The 21,572-nt window shown below is 67.0% G+C and carries 20 protein-coding genes and 1 tRNA gene; 7 read left to right on the top strand and 14 right to left on the bottom strand.

The features are described from left to right. Nucleotides 1–181 precede the first annotated feature (181 nt). Both queE and queC read left to right on the top strand, forming a co-directional pair. A complete protein-coding gene (gene queE / locus K5L94_RS17245) occupies nt 182–883 on the top strand; it encodes a 7-carboxy-7-deazaguanine synthase QueE (RefSeq protein WP_274510932.1) in 702 nt (233 codons plus the stop codon). A gap of 78 nt (nt 884–961) precedes the next feature. Beyond that, nucleotides 962–1,627 (top strand): 7-cyano-7-deazaguanine synthase QueC, encoded by a 666-nt coding sequence (gene queC / locus K5L94_RS17240; protein WP_053450572.1) that lies wholly within the window; start codon nt 962–964, stop codon nt 1,625–1,627. 111 nt (nt 1,628–1,738) lie between these two features. Here the strand turns inward: queC and K5L94_RS17235 are convergent, their stop codons facing one another. Continuing rightward, on the bottom strand, nt 1,739–2,494 hold the full coding sequence (locus tag K5L94_RS17235) for a DUF2268 domain-containing putative Zn-dependent protease (protein WP_274510931.1): 756 nt from the start codon (nt 2,492–2,494) through the stop codon (nt 1,739–1,741). A 179-nt stretch (nt 2,495–2,673) separates the two neighbouring features. Here K5L94_RS17235 and K5L94_RS17230 point away from each other — a divergent pair. Beyond that, a tRNA-Lys gene (locus tag K5L94_RS17230) sits at nt 2,674–2,749 on the top strand. A 390-nt stretch (nt 2,750–3,139) separates the two neighbouring features. Here the strand turns inward: K5L94_RS17230 and K5L94_RS17225 are convergent. The 4 genes from K5L94_RS17225 to K5L94_RS17210 all read right to left on the bottom strand — a co-directional run bounded on the left by K5L94_RS17225 (nt 3,140) and on the right by K5L94_RS17210 (nt 5,249). After that, a complete protein-coding gene (locus tag K5L94_RS17225; protein WP_164087150.1) occupies nt 3,140–3,856 on the bottom strand; it encodes a hypothetical protein in 717 nt (238 codons plus the stop codon). Between the two features lie 108 nt (nt 3,857–3,964). Further along, nucleotides 3,965–4,327, bottom strand: coding sequence for a hypothetical protein (locus tag K5L94_RS17220; RefSeq protein WP_164087149.1), 363 nt, complete (start codon nt 4,325–4,327; stop codon nt 3,965–3,967). Between the two features lie 154 nt (nt 4,328–4,481). Further along, nucleotides 4,482–4,811: a hypothetical protein gene (locus K5L94_RS17215; protein WP_274510930.1), complete on the bottom strand. Its 330-nt coding sequence runs from the start codon at nt 4,809–4,811 to the stop codon at nt 4,482–4,484. Nucleotides 4,812–4,889: 78 nt separating this feature from the next. Then, the gene (locus K5L94_RS17210) at nt 4,890–5,249 is read right to left on the bottom strand and encodes a hypothetical protein (RefSeq protein ID WP_274510929.1); all 360 of its coding nucleotides are present in this window, start codon (nt 5,247–5,249) and stop codon (nt 4,890–4,892) included. Nucleotides 5,250–5,985: 736 nt separating this feature from the next. On the opposite strand from K5L94_RS17210, the gene K5L94_RS17205 reads away from it, so the two are divergent. Further along, nucleotides 5,986–6,837: an alpha/beta hydrolase gene (locus K5L94_RS17205; protein ID WP_274510928.1), complete on the top strand. Its 852-nt coding sequence runs from the start codon at nt 5,986–5,988 to the stop codon at nt 6,835–6,837. 82 nt (nt 6,838–6,919) lie between these two features. Then, on the top strand, nt 6,920–7,858 hold the full coding sequence (locus K5L94_RS17200; protein WP_274510927.1) for an alpha/beta hydrolase: 939 nt from the start codon (nt 6,920–6,922) through the stop codon (nt 7,856–7,858). A 67-nt stretch (nt 7,859–7,925) separates the two neighbouring features. On the opposite strand, the gene K5L94_RS17195 is transcribed toward K5L94_RS17200, so the two are convergent. After that, complete coding sequence (locus K5L94_RS17195) at nt 7,926–8,348, bottom strand: response regulator (RefSeq protein ID WP_006438906.1); 423 nt, start codon at nt 8,346–8,348, stop codon at nt 7,926–7,928. Nucleotides 8,349–8,440: 92 nt separating this feature from the next. After that, the gene (locus K5L94_RS17190) at nt 8,441–9,208 is read right to left on the bottom strand and encodes a CPBP family glutamic-type intramembrane protease (protein WP_274510926.1); all 768 of its coding nucleotides are present in this window, start codon (nt 9,206–9,208) and stop codon (nt 8,441–8,443) included. 149 nt (nt 9,209–9,357) lie between these two features. On the opposite strand from K5L94_RS17190, the gene K5L94_RS17185 reads away from it, so the two are divergent. After that, nucleotides 9,358–9,672 carry a TFIIB-type zinc ribbon-containing protein gene (locus K5L94_RS17185; protein ID WP_274510925.1) on the top strand — a complete coding sequence of 105 codons (315 nt, stop codon included), beginning with the start codon at nt 9,358–9,360 and terminating at the stop codon, nt 9,670–9,672. A 117-nt stretch (nt 9,673–9,789) separates the two neighbouring features. Here the strand turns inward: K5L94_RS17185 and K5L94_RS17180 are convergent, their stop codons facing one another. From K5L94_RS17180 to K5L94_RS17155, 6 genes are all read right to left on the bottom strand, one after another. Continuing rightward, nucleotides 9,790–10,302: a GNAT family N-acetyltransferase gene (locus K5L94_RS17180; RefSeq protein WP_274510924.1), complete on the bottom strand. Its 513-nt coding sequence runs from the start codon at nt 10,300–10,302 to the stop codon at nt 9,790–9,792. Between the two features lie 81 nt (nt 10,303–10,383). Continuing rightward, nucleotides 10,384–11,394 (bottom strand): copper resistance protein B, encoded by a 1,011-nt coding sequence (locus K5L94_RS17175; RefSeq protein ID WP_274510923.1) that lies wholly within the window; start codon nt 11,392–11,394, stop codon nt 10,384–10,386. Beyond that, nucleotides 11,391–13,214: a copper resistance system multicopper oxidase gene (locus K5L94_RS17170; RefSeq protein WP_053450560.1), complete on the bottom strand. Its 1,824-nt coding sequence runs from the start codon at nt 13,212–13,214 to the stop codon at nt 11,391–11,393. The genes K5L94_RS17175 and K5L94_RS17170 overlap by 4 nt, the downstream gene beginning before the upstream one ends. A gap of 75 nt (nt 13,215–13,289) precedes the next feature. Next, complete coding sequence (locus K5L94_RS17165) at nt 13,290–13,667, bottom strand: CopL family metal-binding regulatory protein (protein ID WP_053450559.1); 378 nt, start codon at nt 13,665–13,667, stop codon at nt 13,290–13,292. 167 nt (nt 13,668–13,834) lie between these two features. After that, a complete protein-coding gene (gene recQ, locus K5L94_RS17160) occupies nt 13,835–15,640 on the bottom strand; it encodes a DNA helicase RecQ (protein ID WP_053450558.1) in 1,806 nt (601 codons plus the stop codon). Nucleotides 15,641–16,200: 560 nt separating this feature from the next. After that, entirely contained in the window at nt 16,201–16,749 is a 549-nt protein-coding gene (locus tag K5L94_RS17155; RefSeq protein WP_006439098.1) for a Dps family protein, read from the bottom strand. 86 nt (nt 16,750–16,835) lie between these two features. On the opposite strand from K5L94_RS17155, the gene hrpA reads away from it, so the two are divergent. Continuing rightward, the gene (gene hrpA / locus K5L94_RS17150) at nt 16,836–20,918 is read left to right on the top strand and encodes an ATP-dependent RNA helicase HrpA (RefSeq protein WP_274510922.1); all 4,083 of its coding nucleotides are present in this window, start codon (nt 16,836–16,838) and stop codon (nt 20,916–20,918) included. Between the two features lie 53 nt (nt 20,919–20,971). On the opposite strand, the gene K5L94_RS17145 is transcribed toward hrpA, so the two are convergent. Next, the gene (locus K5L94_RS17145) at nt 20,972–21,508 is read right to left on the bottom strand and encodes a hypothetical protein (protein WP_053450556.1); all 537 of its coding nucleotides are present in this window, start codon (nt 21,506–21,508) and stop codon (nt 20,972–20,974) included. Nucleotides 21,509–21,572 lie beyond the last annotated feature (64 nt).

The raw sequence follows: 21,572 nt of genomic DNA, 5'->3' as shown, positions 1-21,572 counted from the left end.
CTGTAGAGCCGAGCCCCCGCTCGGCTGTTTGCGTTTCCGGCTGCCGTAACGCCGGCCGGGCTGCGTTCTCCCGGCTGGGCCATGCCGCCCGGTCGCTGCTGTAGAGCCGGGCCATGCTCGGCTGCTTTCGTTACCGGCCACGGTAGCCCCCCGCCACGTGCCCCACCAAGACGTACCCGCCATGACCGCCGTTATCCCGTCCAATGTCGTCGCCACCCCCAGCGACATCGTGCAGTCGCCGCTGCCACGCCTGAAGATCACCGAGATCTTCACCTCGCTGCAGGGCGAAGCCGATACCGCCGGCTGGCCGACCGTGTTCGTGCGCCTGACCGGCTGCCCACTGCGTTGCCAGTATTGCGACACCGCCTATGCCTTCCACGGCGGCACCTGGTGGGACATCGACGACATCGTGGCCGAGGTGCTGGCCCAGGGCGTGCGCCATGTCTGCGTGACCGGTGGCGAGCCGCTGGCGCAGAAGCGCTGCCTGGTGCTGCTGCAGAAGCTGTGCGATGCCGGCATGGACGTCTCGCTGGAAACCTCCGGCGCGCTGGACGTCAGTGCAGTGGATCCGCGCGTATCGCGCGTGGTCGACATCAAGACCCCGGGTTCGGCCGAAGTGGCGCGCAACCGCTGGGACAACCTGCCGCTGCTGACCGCGCGCGACCAGATCAAGTTCGTCATCTGCAGCCGCGAGGATTACGACTGGGCCAAGGCTCTGCTGGCCGAGCACGAGCTGGTCAAGCGTTGCACCGTGTTCTTCTCGCCCAGCAAGGGCGAGATCACCGCGCGCCAGCTGGCCGACTGGATCGTAGAAGACCGGCTGCCGGTGCGCTTCCAGATGCAGTTGCATAAAATCCTGTGGAACGACGAGCCGGGCCGATGAGCCCGGGCAGCGTTCCCTGATGTAGCTCCGGCGCGGGACAGCGTGCTGGCTTTCCCCTCCCAACCGGATGTTTTACCCATGAAGAAGGCAGTCGTGCTTCTCTCCGGCGGCATGGATTCAGCCGCCGTCATCGCCATGGCCCAGGAACAGGGCTTCGCCGTGCATGCCCTGAGCGTGCGCTATGGCCAGCGCCATACCTCCGAACTGGATGCCGCCGCGCGCGTGGCCAAGGCCCAGGGCGTGGTCGCGCACAAGACCGTGGACGTGGACCTGCGCAGCATCGGCGGCTCGGCGCTGACCGACGACATCGACGTGCCCGAGGCCGGCGGTACCGGCATCCCGGTCACCTACGTGCCGGCGCGCAACACCATCATGCTGTCGCTGGCCCTGGGCTGGGCCGAAGTGCTCGGCGCCAACGATATCTTCTGCGGCGTCAACGCCGTGGACTACTCCGGCTACCCGGACTGCCGCCCCGAGTTCGTGGCCGCGTTCCAGGCACTGGCCAACCTGGCCACCAAGTCGGGCGTGGAAGGTGCGGGCATCCAGGTGCACGCGCCGCTGCAGTTCCTCAGCAAGGGCCAGATCGTCAGCGAAGGCGTGCGCCTGGGCGTGGACTTCGGCCTGACCGTTTCCTGCTACAACGCCGACGCCAACGGCGCCGCCTGCGGCCACTGTGACGCCTGCCGCCTGCGCGCGCAGGGCTTCGCCGAAGCCGGCGTGGCCGACCCGACGCTGTACGCCTGAGATGATGGGGGCGATGCCCCCAATGGTGGGTGCCAACCTTGGTTGGCACGCTCCCTCGGTGGGTGCGAACCGTTGGTTCGCACTCCCTGACCCGCCGGGCACAGCCCAGAGTTACCGCTGCCGCAACCACCCCGACGCTTCAATAAACGCCCGCACCGCCCCCGCATCGGCGTAGTCCAACTCGATCATCCGCGCGATCGCCGCCTTCTCATCCGCCTGCTGCTGCATGTACTCCTGCGCGATGCGATACCCGGCGTAATAGCCCACATCACTCACCCCGAACGGGTTGCGGGCGCTGTTGTACAGCCAGTTATCCAGGGTATCGCCGTCCATCTCGGCGATGAAGCGCGTGCGGATGGCCGCTTCATGCGCTGCACTGTAGCCATAGAAGAGCAGTGCCGGCCGGCGCCCGCTGATGCGTTCGGCCACGTACTCCGCCACACCTTCGCGCACCGCGTACTGGGCCAGGCTGCCCGTGGTCTCGCGCTGCTGGGTATGCACGTACTCGTGCAGGTTGTTCTGCGCGTTGTTCGCCCCCGGGCGGCTGTCGTAGAAGATCCGCAGGCGGCTGCGCATCGGCTCTGGAAGCTCGCTCACATCCACGCGCTCATTACCCAGCGCCAACTCCGCACCAATCAGCACCTTGTCGCCCAACGTGGTGCCGCCGGTGCGCAACACACCGACCGCGTAGGTGATGGTGGCCGGGCGCAGGGCAGGGTAGAGCGCTCGGAACGCGGCGTCGGGCTCGGCGCGCACCGCGTCAAAGGTGGCCCAGAAGCGGGCGATATCGTCGGTGACGACCTGGGACGGAGCAGCCAAGGCTGCGCAGGGCAGCAGGGCGGCAAGCAGGCTGACGATCAGGCGCATCCATGGCTCCGGGGAAGGATCACAGCTGGGATGCGACGGTGGCCCCAAGGGTTTAAGCCCGCTGCCCGGATCGGGGTAATGCCGGCCGCTGGCCGGCAACCTCGGCACACCAGGGTTTCACGCGACCGGCCAAAGTAGGGTAGAATGCCCACCCCGCCGAAAGGCCGGGGCAGTGCCATGGGCCGTTAGCTCAGTCGGTAGAGCAGAAGACTTTTAATCTTTTGGTCGAAGGTTCGAATCCTTCACGGCCCACCATTGCACTCAATGATCTGCGTCATTCCCAAGGCACCGGCTTCCGGTGCTTTTTGCGTTGGGTGTCTGCATTTCACCCGCATCAACAGTATGCGCTGGCCGTTCCAGGCACCTGCGCGTGGTTGCCTGGTGGTGGCGCCGGACGCTGCGGTGAGGGAGACAGCGTGGTTCGCCGGTGTGGCTGGACTCGATCGCCATCATCATCTCGACAAGCCGTGTGGTCGGTTGCCGCGAGTGGCTCAACGGCAGGCCCTGGCAGCACAAGTCCAGAGCATGGGCCAACCCATCCGGTCTTTGCGGCCAACGCCATCGACGATGCGGGCGTGCTTCCAATGGCCTGCCCCTGTAGCAGCGGAATCCGTGGCTGTCCTGCATCAAGGAGGCCGAACCGGGTCAGCGCTCCATCACGCCCATCACCCAGATGTTGCCACTGAACAACGCGAGGCCAGTTGGACCTCCTCCGCCGTCGACCCGCACCGGTCCCGACACCACCTTGGTGTAGGTGAAGGCCATACGCTCGTTCGGAGTGGAGGCGAACGCCGCGCCATCGAGGAACGCCACACTGAAGCTGTTCCTCACCGCCAGGCGGACGGCGGGTACATAGGGCACCACCTTGCCGTCGCGTGTCCACGGGCTGAGCTGCAGGCCGGTGCCGGGCAGTTCATCTGCCCTGATCAGCAGCGTGGAGCCTACGAACTTCGGCGCTTCCACGTCCCGGGGCCCGGTGACGAGGCTGTCGACCTGGTGATGCCAGCCGTTGTCCCACCACACCTGTCCAGTGACCGACTGGGTAATCGACAGGCGGATGACCACGGCGTCGGGGTCGACCGACGAGCCAACCGACACCCCCAGCTGCGATGCCATCGTTTCGTCTGGCGCGGTGATGAAGGACACCACCCGGCCGAAGGCGGGGGAGAACTGCAGGATCAGGTCGGTACCCTTCGCCACGACGGTGGGGGCAAACCCTACCGGCTTGTGCCGGGCATCTTCCACGAAGGTCCACTTGCTGCGGTCGTGCGGATCCTGACGGATGGTGCCGGCGACGGTAACCAGCTCTGCGGCAGCCGGTGCGGAGAGGAAAAGGCAGAAAATCAGTACGATCAGGCGCACGCAAGGGCTCCGTGGCAATCGCACATTGTAGACAGCGCGGACCGGCTTGGAGCAGTTCAAGGCAGATGGCCGAACGGGATCGAGGCGAATGAACTGCAGGCCCTCCTGCTACTTCCCGATGTAGCTTGCGACCAGCCTGGTAGATGCGCCGTTTCTGAATTCAACCCCAGCCCGGTCTATCGTGTACCGCGCGCCAGGCAGCTCACTCTGGAACGATGCCACTCTTTCGGCTCCCTGCTCAGATCGACTGACAAACACGTAGGGAAGCTTCGAAGCGGAAGCCCGGCAATCGGCGGCCTTGTTGGTCGTCTTGAGCTGGATGCTGTCCTGCCCAGCGGTGCTCACCAGTTGGCCACAGATCACAGCCTGCGATGGCCCCAGAACCAGCAGTGCTTCACGGCCAACGCGGGCCATGAACGTATCCGTTGACTCTCCCTTGTCTGCAGTAGCGGTCCAAAGGTTCATCGTCATGCCACGTCTGCTGGCGTACTCGACGCCCCCACTCAGATGGACCCATCGGTAGGCCTCCGCTGCGGGAACTGGAGGTCCCTGCTTCTGCACCGGCGGCTGAGCGAGCACCGGTAGTGCCAGCAGGGAAAGCGCAACCGGCAGTGCGAGCGTGCATCTACCGTGGCTTGGCATTCTTGGCCCTCGCCGCCTCGCGTTCCGCCGCCACCTGCGCGGCAACGGCTGCTGCGTTCGCAGCGGCGTTCGCAGCCCGCTCCGCCGCGGCACGATCCGCATCGAACCGCGCCTGTCGTTGGGTGCTGTAGGTGCGCTCCAGTTCCAGCGAAGCATTGAAACTGTCGGGATGCTTCACGGCACAGGCCTCCTGCACCAGTTGCACGGCACGATCAGACAGCCCGGGCTGGATGTTGCCGAGCAGGCAGTCGGCGTACGGTACGGGCGCGGCCGGGCCGGCGGCCAGCGCGGCGATGAGCAGGGCATTCAACATGCAAACCTCCTTGTAGGTTTCGAAGGGACTGGCGATCCGTCCGGCCCAAGTATGAACCGGTCCGGGGTGCAACGGCGGCTACGCCAGGCGGATATCCCGGCACACCAGTTCCGCCAGCCCGCGGCAGGCGAAGAACAACCCATCGATTACCCCTTCATCCAGATGGCGGTCGGGCGTGGCCATCGACCGGCAGCGTTCGGCGGCGTGCAGCATTTCCGCCACGGTCAGCATGCCGACGGCGGCACGCTCGGCGCGTGCCATCGCCTGATCACGGCCGGGCGGCAGATCGGTTTCCGGCCAGGGCAGGCCGTCGGCGCCGTCGCCATCGCGGATGCGCTTGAGGCACCCCCAGAACGTGCTGAGATCCGGCGCGGGGCTGTCATCGTCATTGACGCTGTCGAGGGTGCAGTAGGGCGCTTGGGGCGGACGTCGGGTCATCTCGGATTCCTCGGCTCTTGGGCAGTAGCACCACCGTGCAGGACGGGTGGCGGACGGTGCATGGCTGCAAGCCCGGAGACATCACGCAGTAACCGGCGGGTCCGAAAACCCCCACGCACCGCCCGCCATGAAGGCCGACGGATCACCCGCCGGCACGGTCCGGAGACGGTGCCGACGGGTGAGCGCAAACAACAGCGTGAATGTCATTACGGGCTTGCAGGCCCGGTGCCACCCGTTGTCGGTGGCGCTGCATATTGGTTACGCCCGCGCGCGGATTTCAATATGAAATGTGGGGAAAAATTTCTGCCAACCGCAGCGCGACACTGTTGTCACAGAGGTTCCGAATGCAGCGAGCGACAGGACGCGACGTATCCGTTCTTGTGGCCTGGGGAATCGCGTTGTGGAATGGCGCAAACCGCACCGGATAACGCATTTGCTGTGAACCGGCGCGTGTAAAGCTGGCTGCACTTCCATGCTCCGTAGCAGTGGCGCGAGCGCGTCACGCGGCAAAATTACGGTGCGAACGCGACATATCCGTGCAGGCTCCCTGTAGAGCCGAGCCATGCTCGGCCGCGGTTCGCGTGGGGTGCTGAGCCGAGCGTGGGCTCGGCTCTACAGTGATCCATCCACGCAGGGCGTGGATCTACGCATCTGGCACGGGTGTTGAGCGTGCCGAAGCCGCCGATCCCTCTGGCGGAGCGCTATGCTCGGCCATCTTTCCCAGGATGGGCCGCCCATGCGCCTGATCGTGCTGTCGCTGTTGTTGTCCGCCGTCTCCGCCACGCCGCTGATGGCCGCCGAACCGGCGCCGTCCGCACAGGCCGCCGCCGCAACCCCGTTGGTCATTGGCGAGACCTTCACCGTACAGTCGAAGGCGCTGGGCGAAACGCGCCGCATCAACGTCTACCGCCCGCAGCCGTGGGGCCTGGACCCGAAGACGCCGCTGCCGGTGCTCTACATGCCCGACGGCGGTATCGGCGAGGACTTCCTGCATGTGGCCGGGCTGGTGCAGGTACTGAGCGGCAACGGCAGCATGCGTCCGTTCCTGCTGGTCGGCATCGAGAACACCGAACGCCGCCGCGACATGACCGGCCCCAGCAAGGATCCGCAGGACCAGAAGATCGCGCCGCGCATCGGTGGCTCGGCGGCTTACCGCACGTTCCTGCGCGATGAACTGATGCCGCAGGTGCGCCAGCGCTACCCGACCACCGACGAGCGCGCGCTGATCGGCGAGTCGCTGGCTGGCCTGTTCGTGGTCGAGACGCTGCTGCAGGAACCGACGCTGTTCAACAGCTACATCGCGCTGGACCCCAGCCTGTGGTGGAACCGGGGAACGATGCTGGCGGGTGCAGCCAAGCAGCTGCCGGCAGTGACGCGTGCGCAGCCGCGCGTGTTCCTGGCCAGCAGCGGGCAGCCGGAGCTGGCAGCCTCTGCCGCGCAGCTGGCAACGCTGCTGGAGCAGCCCTCGCCGTCGCCGCTGGTGAAGTACCTGCCACTGCCGGAGGAAACCCACGCCACGATCTATCATCCGGCCGCATTGCAGGCGCTGCGCACGCTGTTCCCGGCACCGCCGCCGGTCTCGCCCTGACCGCACTGGCACCGCGTCGCACGCCATGCAAGGATGCGGCAGCGGCGCCATCCGGTACGCCGCCCGCAATGGGAGCTTGTGGATGCAGCGTGTGCGTGGATGGAGTGTGGCGGCCTGCCTGGCCGTGAGTGGCTGTGCGATGTCGGTGGCACCGCCGGCAACGCAGAGTGAAGCGAAGGAAAGCGCGGCCACCGCTGCGCCGGGTGTGGTGCTGCCGGATACCGAAGCGCTGCGCGTGCACGATCCGGTCGGCCGCGATTATCCGGTCTGGGTGGCGTTGCCGGCCGATTACGCCGCGCATCCGGAGAAGCACTACCCGGTGCTGTACGTGACCGACGCGCTGTACAGCTTCCCGCTGGTGCGCAGCGTGCGCAACATGGTGGGGCAGAAGGGCGTCAACATCGAGGATTTCATCCTGGTCGGGCTGCCGCCGCAGGAAGGCCTGACCTCGAAGCAGAGCCGCTCGCGGGACTACACGCCCAGCGATCCGGCGCGCACCGATCCGCGTGACTACAGTGATGACGTCAGCTATGGCGGTGCCGCGCATTACCGCGATTTCCTCGCCGAGCGCGTGCTGCCGATGATCGATGCGCGCTACCGTACCGATCCGGCACGGCGCGCCTATGCGGGCCATTCCTACGGCGGCCTGTTCGGCGCTTACGTGCTGACCACGCGCCCGGACATGTTCCGTACCTATATCCTGTCCAGCCCGTCGCTGTGGTTCGACAACCACCTTGTGCCGCGCCTGCAGGCCGAGGCCAAGGCGCCGACTCAGCCGACCACGGTGGTGCTGTCGGTGGGCAGCTTTGAAACGGTCAAGCCGGAACCGCGTTATTTCACCCGCAACGATATGCTGCGCCATAACGCCGAATTCGCAGAGCAGCTGCGCAACAGCGGGCGATCGTTGAAGGTGGAGAACATGGTGATCGATGACGAAGATCACTTCACGGTCTACCCGGACATGATCACCCGCGCACTGCTGAAGGTGTTCCCGGGTACCGGGCCGTACAGCAGCGGTTGATCGGCGGTTGCAGCCACGCCGATGAGACGCGGATTCAGTAGATTCACGCCATGCGTGGATGAATGCCTCAGGCCGCCTGTGCGTCCGGTCCGGTCAGCACGCCCACATCGGCGTGCCTGAAGCACAGGCGGATAGCATCCAGCAGTTCGCTCATGTTGTAGGGCTTGGGCAGGAAATGGATGCCGTCGCGCAGCTGTGGCAGCACGCGGTGCTGATCCATGCCCGAAGTGACCAGGATCGGCAGGTACGGATAAAGGTCGCGCACCTGGTTGGCGGCTTCAATTCCGCTCACGCGGCCCAGGTTGACGTCGGTGAACAGCAGGTCGAAACGCTCACCGGCGGCCAGCAGGCCCAACGCGGCTTCGGCCGAGCTGACGCCCACCACGTGGCAGGCCTGGCTTTCCAGCGCCAGCCGGCTCAGTTCGCGGGTTTCCTCCGCGTCCTCGATCAGCAGGACGCGGGGTTCAACGTGGCGCTTGGACAGCAACATGACGCGACAACTCCGGACAGCAACAGTGAAAAGGCGCGCAAGTATGCGCAAGCCGGTAGTGATACCGGCGTGCACGGCAGGCTAAGTGGGCGTTACAGGCGCGTCGGGCGCCGACGACGCCTGTGCCAGGCCAGTGCGGCCACCGCCAGCAGGGCCGTGCCGATGCGCAGGCTGGTGGCCTGCCAGCCCAATGCGATGGCGTCGTCGAGGCTGAACACATTCCAGGCCAGGTTCATCGAAACGTGCAGCACCAGTCCGCACCACAGGATGTCGCCGTCGAGGTGGTCGAGCCAAGCGAAGATGAAGCCACCGAAGGCGATCACCGCACCGATGAACAGCGCGGTGCCACCGCCCTCGAAACCGCCGAAGCCGAGCCAGTGCACCCAGCCGAACAGCAACGCCTGCGGCAGTGCGAGCAGGGGCCAGGGTCCGCGCACGATCTTCACCAGCAGGATGAAACCCAGGCCGCGGAACAGCACCTCTTCGGCCACGGGGAACAGTACCGCGAGCATCGCTGCGTCCAGGACGGTCAGCGCCGCGTTCGGTGTGCCCAGCAGGGCCAGGCCGAGCCAGCAGGGCAGGCTGGCCAGCAGCACGCACAGGGGTCCGCTCCAGCCGTTGCCATACAGCCCGAGACTGGCGAACAGGCCCATGCCGCGGGGGCGCAGCAGCGCGGCCAGCAACAGCGCTACAAGCACGGCCAGTGCATTGTCGAGCAGGCTGCCGCCATACGGGATGGGCAGCGCAGGAATCGGCGCACCGATGGACGCGGCGATATCGCGCAGGTTCAGGCCAAGGCCAACGCCCAGCAGCACCAGCAACAGGCGCACCGGGTTGGGCAGGCGGGACAGCATGGTCATGCGCGCACTCCCTGCGGGACAAGGCCGCAGTGTCGGGCCGGCCGCTTCCGCCGGCACGCGCCGGAAGTCCCTGTGCCATCGGTCATGTGTTGCCGCACAGTCATCGCGGGGCAGGTACAGTCGATGCCAGACCGAGAGGAGCAATGCCCATGCTGTGCCCCGTATGCACGACCCAGACCCTGCAGATGGCCGAACGCCATGGCATCGAGATCGATTACTGCCCGGGTTGCCGTGGCGTGTGGCTGGACCGTGGCGAGCTGGACAAGATCATCGAGCGCGCCGGAGCGGCGGCGCCGCCACCTGCGCCTGTGCAGCAGCAGCCGGCGTCCACGCCGCCGCCGGTGATGCACCGTGACACGCGCCATCTCGGCCAGCGCTACGAAGACAATCGTGGCCAGCAGCATGGGCACGGCTACAAGAAAAAGAAGAAGGACAGCTTCCTGTCCGAACTGTTCGATTTCTGAGCAGTTCGCTCTTTGTAGAGTCGAGCTTGCTCGACTGCTCCGCTCTTCGTAGAGTCGAGCTTGCTCGACTGGCTGTTCCGACAGTAGTCGAGCAAGCTCGACTCTACAGGGCCGTGATCACGGCCGGCGCAGGATGAACTCGCGGTCGTGGGTCTCGCCGACGATAAATTCATACTCGCCCACCTTGCTGCAGCCATAGCGTGCGTAGAAGCGCTGCGCGCCGAAGTTCTCTTCCCACACGCCCACCCACAGGGTGCGGCGCTGGGGGTGGTCCAGCCACGCCATGAACGAGTCCATCAGGCGCGCGCCATGACCGCCGTTCTGGTAGTCGGCCAGGATGTAGAAACGCTTCAGTTCAATGTCGCCCTCGCGTGCCTCGGCATGCGGCAGGGTGTTGGCACCCGCTGCCAGATAGCCGACCACGTTGTCGCCATCCATCAGCAGCCAGACCGCACTGCGTGGGTCGGACAGCTCGGCGCGCTGCGGTTCGCTGCTGTAGTGCGCCTGCAGGAAATCGCGCAGTTCCTGCGGCGGGTACGAGTCACCCCAGGTCTCGTTGTAGGTGGTGATGGCGATGGCCGACAGCGCTTCGACATCGGACAGGGTGGCGCGGCGGATCTGCAACGACATGGTGGGGCCTGCATTGGAACGTGGCGCAGTGTAGCCGGCCCCGGCGCCTGCCGGGGCTGGCGGTTGCTCACACTCCGCTGCTCAGAACCACATGCGCACGCCGGCCACCCAGCGCGTGTCGCGCGCGTGGTCACCGGCGTAATCGGCGGTGTCGCCAAACGTGCGTTCGTGGCTGATGCCGATGTACGGCGCGAAGCGGCGGTTGAACTCGTAGCGCAGGCGCAGGCCGGCTTCCACCTTGTTCAGGCCGCGGCCGATGCCGTACTCCGGTTCGTCCTTGGCCGCCACGGTGGCTTCCAGCAACGGCTGCAGGATCAGGCGATTGGTCAGCAGCACGTCGTACTCGACTTCGGCCTTGGCCAGTACCTGGCCGCCGGAACCCATGTACAGCGTGGCCGAGCTTTCGAACTTGTAAGGGGCCAGGCCCTGGATGCCGAGCGCGGCCCAGGTACGCGAATCGGCCGGCCGGAAGTCCTGGCGCACGCCGATCAGCACGTCCCACCAGGGCGACACACTGCGGCCGTATAGGGCTTCCAGCGATGACGACTCGGTGCGGCCACGGCTGCGTTCGCCATCGGTGCGCAGCCACAGGCGGTTGATGTTGCCGCCGATCCAACCGGTCGCCTCCCAGGCCTGGCCGTTGCTGCTCTTGCCATCCCAGTGTTCAAGACGGTCGATCAGCAGCAGGCTGTTGATCTCCGGCGCATGTTCCATCGCGCCATGTGCGATCGGCGGGAAGGCGGCGGCGCGGTCGGCGTCGGTCGGGACCGGGATCGGCTCGCGTGGCTCGGTCGGTGCAGGCGATCCGTGGCCCATCGCGGCGTGGTCCATCGAGGAATGATCCATCGAGGAATGATCCATCGAGGAATGATCCATCGAGGAATGATCCATCGTCGCCGGCTGCGTCGTACCGTGATCCATCTTCGAGTGATCTATCTTCGAATGATCGACCTGCTCGGCTGGCGTTGTCGTGGCTTTCGCAGGCGCGTCCATCGCGGCCATGTCATGGCCGGCATGCGACTGCGCGAACACCGGAAGTGCAGTCGCCAGGCCCAGGGCCAGCAGGCTGGGGGAAAGCAGTGTGCGGCTCATTCTTCGATCCTCACTTCGCGCATCATGCCTGCTTCCATGTGGTACAGCAGGTGGCAGTGGTAAGCCCAGCGACCGAGTGCGTCGGCGCGCACGCGATAGCTGCGGCGGGTGCCCGGCGGCATGTCGATGGTGTGCTTGCGCACCTGGAATTGGCCCTGTGCGTCTTCCAGGTCGCTCCACACGCCGTGCAGGTGGATCGGGTGCTGCATCATGGTGTCGTTGACCAGCACGATGCGCATGCGTTCGCCGTAGTTCAGCCGCAGCGGCTCGGCGCTGGCGAACGGGATGCCATCGAACGACCAGGAGAATTTCTCCATGTGGCCGGTCAGGTGCAGCTCGATCTCGCGGCCCGGTTCACGCCCATCCGGGTCCTCGAACAGGCTGCGCATCGCTCCGTAGGTCAACACCTGGCGGCCGTTGTCGCGCAGGCCGATACCCGGGTCGTCCAGTTTGGGTTCGGTGGCTGAGCTCTGCATGTCCACCAGCGGGTTGTTGCGTTCGCTGGCCGGGTGCTTCGGTGCCTTGCTGGCGGCATCGCTGCCACCGCCATGTGCGCCGTGGCCCATGCTGGCACCGCAGCCGCCTTCCATGCTTTTCATCGCGGCCATGTCGTGGCCAGCGTGGCCGCCCATGTCATGCCCTGCCATGTCGTGCCCCATGTCGGACATCGTCAGCAACGGGCGCGGGTCGCGCGCCGGAATCGGTGCCTGCAGGCCATGGCGCACCGCCAGCGTGCCGGCGGCAAAGCCGGTGCGGCCCATGTCCTGGCAGAAAAGGGTGAACGCATCCTGGCCAGTGGGCTCCACCAGTACGTCATAGGTCTCGGCCGGTGCGATGCGGAACTCGTCGATGCTGACCGGATGGATGTACTGGCCGTCGGCGGCGACCACGGTCATCTTCAGCCCGGGGATGCGCACGTCGAAGTAGGTCATCGAGGCGCCGTTGATGAAGCGCAGCAGTACCTTCTCGCCGCTGCGGAACAGCCCGGTCCAGTTGCCGGCCGGCGCGGTACCGTTCATCAGGTAGGTGTAGGTGTGCGCGTTGATGTCGGAGATGTCGGTCGGGGTCATTCGCATCCGCCCCCACATGCCACGGTCGGACAGTGCGGCCGACCAGCCGTCGCGTTTCACGTCGCGCAGGAAGTCCGGCAGCGTGCGCTTGTAGTAGTTGTCGTGCTCGGCGAGCTTCTTCATGCGCCGGAACAACGCACCCGGGTCCATGTCGGTCCAGTCCGACAGCAGGATCACGTGCTCGCGGTCGTGGTGGTACGGTGCCGGCTCGGCCGGGTCGATGATCAGCGCGCCGTACAGGCCGGCCTGCTCCTGGAACATCGAGTGGCTGTGGTACCAGTAGGTGCCCGACTGTTTGAGGTCGAAATGATAGTGGTAGGTCTCGCCGGGACCGATGCCGTTGAAGCTCAGGCCGGGCACGCCGTCCATGTTGGCCGGCAGCAGGATGCCGTGCCAGTGGATCGAGGTCGGGTGGCGCTGCAGCGTGTTGCGCACGAACAGGTCCACGCTCTGGCCTTCGCGCCAGCGCAGGATCGGTGCCGGCAGCGATCCGTTGACGGTGATCGCCGGGCGGGTGCGGCCGGTGAAGTTGGCCAGCGATTCGCCGATGGACAGCTCGACGCGGGTGTCGCTGAGCACGGCGGGGGCGCCGGCCAGGCGCGGCGTGGACGTGGCGGCGGCGAGCGCGCGCTGCGGCACGCCGACGGCGGCAATGCCGGCGACGACGCCACCGGCGGCCAGGCCCTGCACGAACAGGCGGCGCGACGGCATGGGCACAGCGCCCGGGCCGGGGGGAATGCGGGTATTCATGGTGGTGACTCCAGACACGGATAGATGCCGGCAAACAGCCGGCTCTGGTGCGCAGCGCGCACGGTACGCGTGGAATCAGCCGATGGGAGGACGCGAGATCGGCGGCAGTGGCGGCGCCGGGCGGCCATTGGCCGGCATCGGTTGCGGTGCCAGCGACAATGCCGGGCCGGCCAGGTACGGCAGGGGTTGCACCACCAGCAACGGGTGCTGCGCGCAGCTGCGCACGCAGTCCTTGATCTGGCAATGGGCGTCGTGGGCGGGGGCCTTGGCCTGCGGAGCCTGTTCGGCCTGCATGCCGGCGTGGTGGTGGCAGTCGGCCTCGCCGTCTTCGGCGGCCACGGCATGGGCCATCCGGCCCATTTCCTCGTGACCACTGGCCATGGCCGCGTTCAGCCCGTTGAGCAACAGGCTGAGCATGAGCACGACACGGAGCAGGGTCGAGGCCAGGGACATGGACGCCAATTTAGCCGCAAGCGGGCGCGGATGCACTTCCGGCTGAACAGCCGGTTCAAGGTTGGAGCAGCACCAGGGTGGGATTTGTAGCGTCGAGCTTGCTCGACTGCTCCTGGCGTGGAATCAACAGCAGTCGAGCAAGCTCGACTCTACAAACGGGATCGCCATTACCCTTCCTCGCGCACGATCTCCACCAGGCGCGGGCCGTAGCGGCTGAGCTTGGTGCCGCCGATGCCGCCGACCCGGGCCAGTTCATCCAGGCTGGTCGGGCGCTGCTCGGCGATGTTGCGCAGGGTGCTGTCGTGGAAGATCACGAAGGCCGGCACGTTCTGTTCACGCGCCAGTTCGGCGCGCAGGCCGCGCAGGGCGTTGAACAGGGCAAGGTCCTGCGGCAGCACCGACAGGCCGGTGCGCTGCGCGCTGCGTTCGCGGCCGCTGCTGGTGCTGGCGGCATCGCGGCGCATGCTGATCTGGCGGCGGCCGGTCAGTACGGCGCGGCTGGCATCGGTCAGGCGCAGGCCGCCGTGGCCTTCGCTGTCCACTTCCAGCAGGCTGGCGGCCACCAACTGGCGGAACACGCTGCGCCAGGTGCGCGCATCCAGGTCGCGGCCGATCGCATAGGTGCTCAGCTTGTCGTGGCCCTGCTGCTTGACCTTCTCGTTCTCGCTGCCGCGCAGGATGTCGATCAGGTGGCCGACACCAAAGCGCTGGCCGCTGCGGTAGACGCAGCTCAACGCCTTCTGCGCGGGGACGGTGGCATCCCAGGCGGCCGGCGGGGTCAGGCAGTTGTCGCAGTTGCCGCAGGGCTGCGGGTAGGTCTCGCCGAAACCGGCCAGCAGCACCTGGCGGCGGCACTGCATGGATTCACAGTAGCCCAGCAGGTGGTCAAGCTTGGAGCGCTCCAGTTGCTTGCGCTCCTCGCTGGCCTCGGACTGCTCGATCATCTGCTTGAGCAGCACCACGTCGCCCAGGCCATAGCACAGCCAGGCCTCGGCGGCCTCGCCATCGCGGCCGGCGCGGCCGGTTTCCTGGTAATAGCCTTCCATCGACTTGGGCAGGTCGGTATGCGCCACGAAGCGCACGTCCGGCTTGTCGATGCCCATGCCGAAAGCGATGGTCGCGCACATCACGATGCCGTCTTCGCGCAGGAAGCGGCGCTGGTTGTTGGCACGCACCTCCGGCGGCAGGCCGGCGTGGTAGGGCAGCGCATTGAAGCCCTGGCCGCAGAGGAATTCGGCGGTCTCTTCAACCTTGCGCCGTGACATGCAGTAGACGATGCCGGCCTCGCTGCGATGGCCGCGCAGGAAATCGGTCAGCTGCTTGCGGGCGTTGTCCTTCTGCACCACGGTGTAGCGGATGTTGGGGCGGTCGAACGAGCTGACGAAGTGGCGGGCCTCGGCCAGGTCCAGGCGCTCGGCGATCTCGCGCTGGGTGGGCGGGTCGGCGGTGGCGGTCAGCGCGATGCGCGGAATGTCCGGCCAGCGCTCGTGCAGGACGGTGAGCTGGCGGTATTCGGGGCGGAAATCGTGGCCCCACTGCGACACGCAGTGCGCTTCGTCGATGGCGAACAGCGCGATGTGGCTGCGCGACAGCAGCGACAGGAAGCGGCCGGTCAGCAGGCGCTCGGGCGCGACATAGAGCATGTCCAGCTCGCCGGCCAGCAGTTCGCGCTCGACGCGACCGGCGGTTTCGGCGTCCAGGGTCGAATTCAGGTACTCGGCGCGCACGCCCAGCTGGCGCAGGGCCTCGACCTGGTCCTGCATCAGCGCGATGAGCGGCGAGATGACGATGCCGCAACCGTCACGCAGCAGGGCCGGCACCTGGTAGCACAGCGACTTGCCGCCGCCGGTGGGCATCAGCACCAGGGCATCGTGACCGGCAGCCACGTGCTCCACGATGTCCTGCTGCGGACCACGGAAATCGTCGTAACCAAAGACGCGTTGGAGCAGGTCGTGCGCGGGACGGGAAGCCATCCGGGTAGTTTACCCCGGCGGGGGGGGCTCGGCAGGGCTGCGCCCTGCACCTGCTCCAGGCCAGATCAACGTCAAAGGCAACAGCTGGCTCTGGGGTGTCTGCTGGTTGGGCGGGGCGGTGTGGGCTTGCAGGACACGCCGTAAACCCGTCCCTGGGGGCTCGATGGCGCCATCCATGGCGCCAACGGTCCTGCAAGCCCACACCGCCCCACGCCCGACAGTTCCCCGCGCCTGTTGGTAGGTGTCGACCTTGGTCGACACATCTTTCAGATATCGACAAACGAAATGGGGTCAGAGCCGTTTTCCTGCGGAAAACGGCTCTGACCCCAGGCTTTGCCGACAGATCGCGGAGAACTGTCGAAGGCGGGGTGGGTCCGGTGGCAGGGGTGTCCGCGGCATGGATGCCGCGGCCAAGCCCCCATGGACGGGTTTATGGCGTCCCCTGCCACCGGACCCACCCCGCCTACCCATAGGAAGCCAGCTTTTGCTGTTGCTGTTGCCGGCCAGCGGCCGGCACTACCGCGGGTGCAGGGCGCAGCCCTGCCGAGCCCCCCAAACCCTTACTGGAGCAGGGAACGCAGCATCCAGGCGTACTTCTCGTGGGTCTGCAGGCGCTGGGTCATCAGATCCTCGGTCGGGGCATCGTCACCCTTGGCCGCCACGTCCAGCACTTCACGTGCCGTACGGCAGACCGCTTCGTTGGCGACCACCAACTGGCGTACCATTTCACGCCAGTCCGCACTGTCGGTCAGGCCCGGTTCCTCGGCGATCGAGGTCAGCGCAGCAAATTCCCGGTAGGAGCCCGGGGCATTGAAGCCCAGCGCGCGGATGCGCTCGGCCACGTCGTCCAGTGCCGCCCACTGCTCGGTGTACTGCGTCTCGAACATGGTGTGCAGCGAGTTGAACATCGACCCGGTCACGTTCCAGTGGAAGTTGTGCGTCTTCAGGTAGAGCGTGAACGCATCGGCCTGGAAGCGCGACAGACCGTCGGCGATCTTCTTGCGGTCGCCCTGGGTGATCCCGATATCGATGTTCGGTGCCGACGGTGCCGCCGCTGCAAGCTTCTGCTTGCCGGTCTTGGCCTTGGTCGTGCTCTTGGTCTTCGCCATGGGGTTCCTCCTTGTGGAATCGTTGGCCTTCACAATAAACCGGTCGTGATGACTGGTCGCTTTCAAAGTTTTGAACGAACCGATTGATGAACTCTATCGATAAAAATCCATCGCCCCGCCTGCGCCAGCAGCGTGCCGCCATCGACGGCGCCATGAGCCGCGACCGGGGCCGTCTGCTGGGAATGCTCTCGCGTTGCCAGGCCAAGCCACAGGATGCGGCGTTGGCCGCCACCTTCGAGCAGGCCTTGCAGGCATCGGTGCAGCGCCGGCAGATGCGGGCGCAACAGCAGCCATCCATTACTCTGGACCCGCAGCTGCCGATTGCGCGTGAAGCCGACGCGATCATCGAGCTGATCCGCGACCACCAGGTGGTGGTGATTGCCGGCGAAACCGGTTCGGGCAAGACCACCCAGCTGCCGAAACTGTGCCTGGCCGCGGGCCGTGGCCAGGCCGGCATGATCGGTTGCACCCAGCCGCGGCGGATTGCCGCACGTGCGGTGGCCAGCCGCGTGGCGCAGGAACTGCAGAGCGAACTGGGCCAGCTGGTCGGCTACCAGGTGCGCTTCAACGACAAGGTCAGCGAAGACAGCCGCATCAAGTTCATGACCGACGGCATCCTGCTGGCGGAGATCGCCAGTGACCGCTGGCTGTCGAACTACGACACGATCATCGTTGACGAAGCGCACGAACGCAGCCTCAACATCGACTTCCTGCTGGGCTACCTGAAGCAACTGCTGCGCAAGCGCCCGGACCTGAAGCTGATCGTCACCTCGGCCACCATCGACACCGGACGATTCGCCGAGCATTTCGACAATGCGCCGGTGATCAGCGTCGAGGGCCGCACCTTCCCGGTGGAAGTGCGTTACCGCGCGCTGGAAGGCGAGGGCGAAGAGCAGGGCGAGCGCACCGTCAACGATGCCATCGTGTCGGCCATCGACGAGATCACCCGCCTGGATGCGCGCGGCGACGTGCTGATCTTCCTGCCGGGCGAACGTGAGATCCGCGACGCGCACCAGTCGCTGGAGCGCCGCAAGTACCGCAATACCGAAGTGCTGCCGCTGTACGCGCGGCTGTCCAACCAGGACCAGGACCGGGTGTTCAACCCCGGCCCGAACCGGCGCATCGTGCTGGCCACGAATGTGGCCGAAACCTCGCTGACGGTGCCGCGCATCCGCTACGTGGTCGACCCCGGTTTCGCCCGCGTCAAGCGTTACAGCCCACGCAACAAGCTGGACCGCCTGCACATCGAGCCGATCTCGCAGGCCAGCGCCAACCAGCGTAAGGGTCGCTGCGGCCGTATCGCCGAAGGCATCTGCTATCGCCTGTATGCCGAGGCTGATTTCCAGGCGCGGCCGGAGTTCACCGATCCGGAAATCCGCCGCTCCAGCCTGGCCGGGGTGATCCTGCGCATGCTGCAGCTGGGCCTGGGCCGCATCGAGGACTTCCCGTTCCTGGAGGCGCCGGATGAACGTGCGGTGGCCGATGGCTGGCAGCAGCTGACCGAACTGGGCGCGATCGATGCCGAGCGGCGCATGACTACCATCGGCAAGCAGATGGCACGCCTGCCGGTGGACGTGAAGCTGGCGCGCATGCTGGTGGCCGCGCAGGCCGCCGGCTGCCTGCGGCCGATGCTGGTGATCGCCTCGTTCCTGGGCATCCAGGACCCGCGCGAGCGCCCGCCCGAAGCCCGTGGCGCGGCCGACAGCGCGCATGCGCAGTTCGCCGATGGCCGCTCCGAATTCGTCGGCGTGCTGCGCCTGTGGGATGCCTACCGGCAGGCCCACGAAGACCTGACCCAATCCAAGCTGCGCGACTGGTGCGGCCGCCATTTCCTCGGCTTCCTGCGCATGCGCGAGTGGCGCGAGCTGCACCGCCAGCTGCGGCTGCTCTGTGAGGAACTGGGCTGGAAGGAAGAGGCTGCCGATGCGTCGATGGCACCGTTGCTGGCCGGCAGCAGCACGCCGGCGCCGGCGCGTGACGACGCGGCGGCGGTGAAGGCCACCCGTGGCCAGCTGCACCGCGCCGCGCGCCTGGCCCGCGAAGGCAAGTCCGAAACCGCGCCGGCACCCGTGGCCGTGCGCGCACAGAGGGAACAGGCGCCGGCCGGCGGTGGTTTCAGCGAGCGCGTGCGCGCGGCCGCCTACCAGACCCTGCACCGCGCACTGGTGGCGGGCCTGCCGACGCAGATCGGCCACCGCACCGAGAAGGGCGATTTCCAGGCCCCACGCCAGCGCCGGTTCCTGCCGTTCCCGGGCTCGGCGCTGTCCAAGCGGCCGCCGCCGTGGCTGCTGGCGGCCAACCTGCTGGACACGCAGAAGGTGTGGGGCATGACCCTGGCCGCAATCGAGCCGGACTGGGTGATCGCCGAACTGCCGCACCTGCTGCTGCGCAAGCACTTCGATCCGCACTGGTCGCGCGCGCAGGGCCAGGTGCTGGCGTCCGAGCAGATCAGCCTGTTCGGCCTGGTGCTGGCGCCGAAGAAGCCGGTGCACTACGGCCGCATCGAGCCGGGCGAGGCGCACGACATCTTCGTGCGGCAGGCGCTGGTGACCGGCGAGATCAACACCCGTGCCAGCTTCGTGGCCGACAACCAGAAGGTGCTGGAGGTCGCGCGCGAGGAAGAGGCCAAGCTGCGCCGCGCCGGCATCGTTGCCGACGAGGACTGGCAGGCGCGCTGGTACCTGGACCGGGTGCCGCCGCAGATCCATTCGGCGGCGGGTCTGGATACCTGGTGGAAGGGACTGGCGCCGGAGCAGCGCAAGACGCTGCACTGGTCGCTGGTCGACCTGCTGCCCGGCGAAGGCAGTGAACAGGAGCGCTACCCGAAGTACCTGGCGCTGGGCCAGGCGCGGTTGCCGCTGCATTACCGCTTCGAACCGGGCGCCGACGATGACGGCGTGACCCTGGACGTACCGCTGCACCTGCTCAACGCGCTGGATCCGGTGCAGCTGGGCTGGCTGGCGCCGGGCTTCGTGGTGGACAAGGCCTCGGCGCTGATCCGCAGCCTGCCCAAGGCGATGCGCCGCAACTATGTGCCGGCGCCGGACTTCGGCCGCGCGTTCTTCGAGGCGTTCCCGCAGCCCAGCGCCGATGCCATCACCGGTGAGCTGGCACGCTTCCTGTCACGCGCGACCGGTGCCACGGTGACCGCGCTCGATTTCGAGCCCGGTGCGATCGAACCGCACCTGCACATGAACCTGCGCCTGCGCGACGAGCACGGCAAGGTGCTGGCCACGTCGCGTGACCTCGATGCGCTGCGCGCGAAATTCGGTGGTCGTGCCGGCGATGCCTTCGCGGCGCGTGCCGGGCGCGAGATGGCGGCCGATGGCCTGCGTACGTTCCCGGCGACGCCGATTCCGCTGCAGGTTCCCGGCGAAGCGGGTGTGCCGGCCTATCCGGCATTGCTCGATGAAGGCGACAGCGTGGCGCTGCGCATCTTCGCCGACCGACAGCAGGCGCAGGAAGCCCATCCGCTGGGCGTGCGCCGCCTGCTGGAGATCGCCCTGGCCGAGAAGGTCAAGCAGGCACGCAAGCAGCTGCCGGTGGGCGCCAAGACCGGCCTGCTGTATGCCGCGATCGAATCGCAGGAACGCCTGCGCGGCGATCTGGTCGATGCAGCGATGAACGCGGTGCTGGCTGACGGCCTGGAGGACATCCGCGATGCGGCAGCCTTCGAGCAGCGTCGCGACCACGCGGCCAAGGCGCTGTTCGGCGAGGCGATGTCGCGGCTGAAACTGGCCGAGTCCATCCTGGCGCTGGTGGCCGAGCTGAAGCCGATGCTGGAGGCGCCATTGATGGGCTGGGCGCGCGGCAACCTGGATGACATGGAAGCGCAGCTGGTGGGCCTGATCCACCCTGGCTTCCTGCGCGACACGCCGGCCGACGCGCTGGCGCAGTATCCGCGCTACCTGAAGGCGATGATCCTGCGCACCGAGCGGGCCAAGCGCGATCCACCGCGCGACCAGGCACGCATGCTGGAGCTGCATCCGTTCCTGGACGCACTGCGCGATGCTGAGGCACAGGGCCTGCGTGAACGCCCGCAATGGCAGGCACTGCGCTGGGACCTGGAGGAACTGCGGGTGTCACTGTTCGCGCAGGAGCTGGGCGCGCGCACCGGCATCTCGGCGAAGAAGCTGGCGCAGCGGGTAACCGCACTGCGCCAGGCGTGAGTCCGATCCTGTAGAGCCGAGCCGGTGCTCGGCTCTACCTCCAGGACGCGCCGTTACTTGGTGCGGCGGACCTTGGGCTGGGTGTTCACACCGTCAACCTTCATGTACCAGACGCCCATCACCCCGGGCTTGATGCTCACCTGGGGTGACGACTTGCGCACGCCGGCCAGGGTCGTGGCATCGGTCTGTTCCCATTCCTGGCCGTTGTCCAGCACGTAGATGCGGCCCTTGCCGAAGCCACGGAACTCGCCCTGCAGCACGCCGGTGATTGGCTCGTTGCTGCCGAAATCGAAGAAGCCCCGGTTCTTCACGATCACTTCCTGGCGTCCTTCCTCGCGTGCCTCCTCGCGGACGGCGGCCACGGCCTGGGTGGTGGCCGCCTCGACCTTGCCCTGCAGCCAGCGGTTGAGCGTGGCCAGTTCCGCCGCATCCAGCTTGTCCAGCCCGGCGGCCTTGAACTCGGCGGGCGACATCTGCTGCTGCAGGTCGCCTTCCACCACGCGCTGGGCCAGCGCAGGCGCCGATACGGCCAGCAACAGCGCGGCGCAAGCGAGCACTCGTGGACGGAAGTGTGGAACGATCGAGGGCATGGCGGGACTCTCCTGGGTTTGCCCGCGAGTGTAGCGGCATGTCCTCATGCCAGGCGATGGTGGC

The organism is Stenotrophomonas forensis (assembly GCF_028752115.1).
Taxonomy (GTDB): Bacteria; Pseudomonadota; Gammaproteobacteria; order Xanthomonadales; family Xanthomonadaceae; genus Stenotrophomonas; species Stenotrophomonas forensis.
Note: the sequence above shows the minus strand (reverse complement) of the source record. Positions and strands in the feature narration are given on the sequence as shown.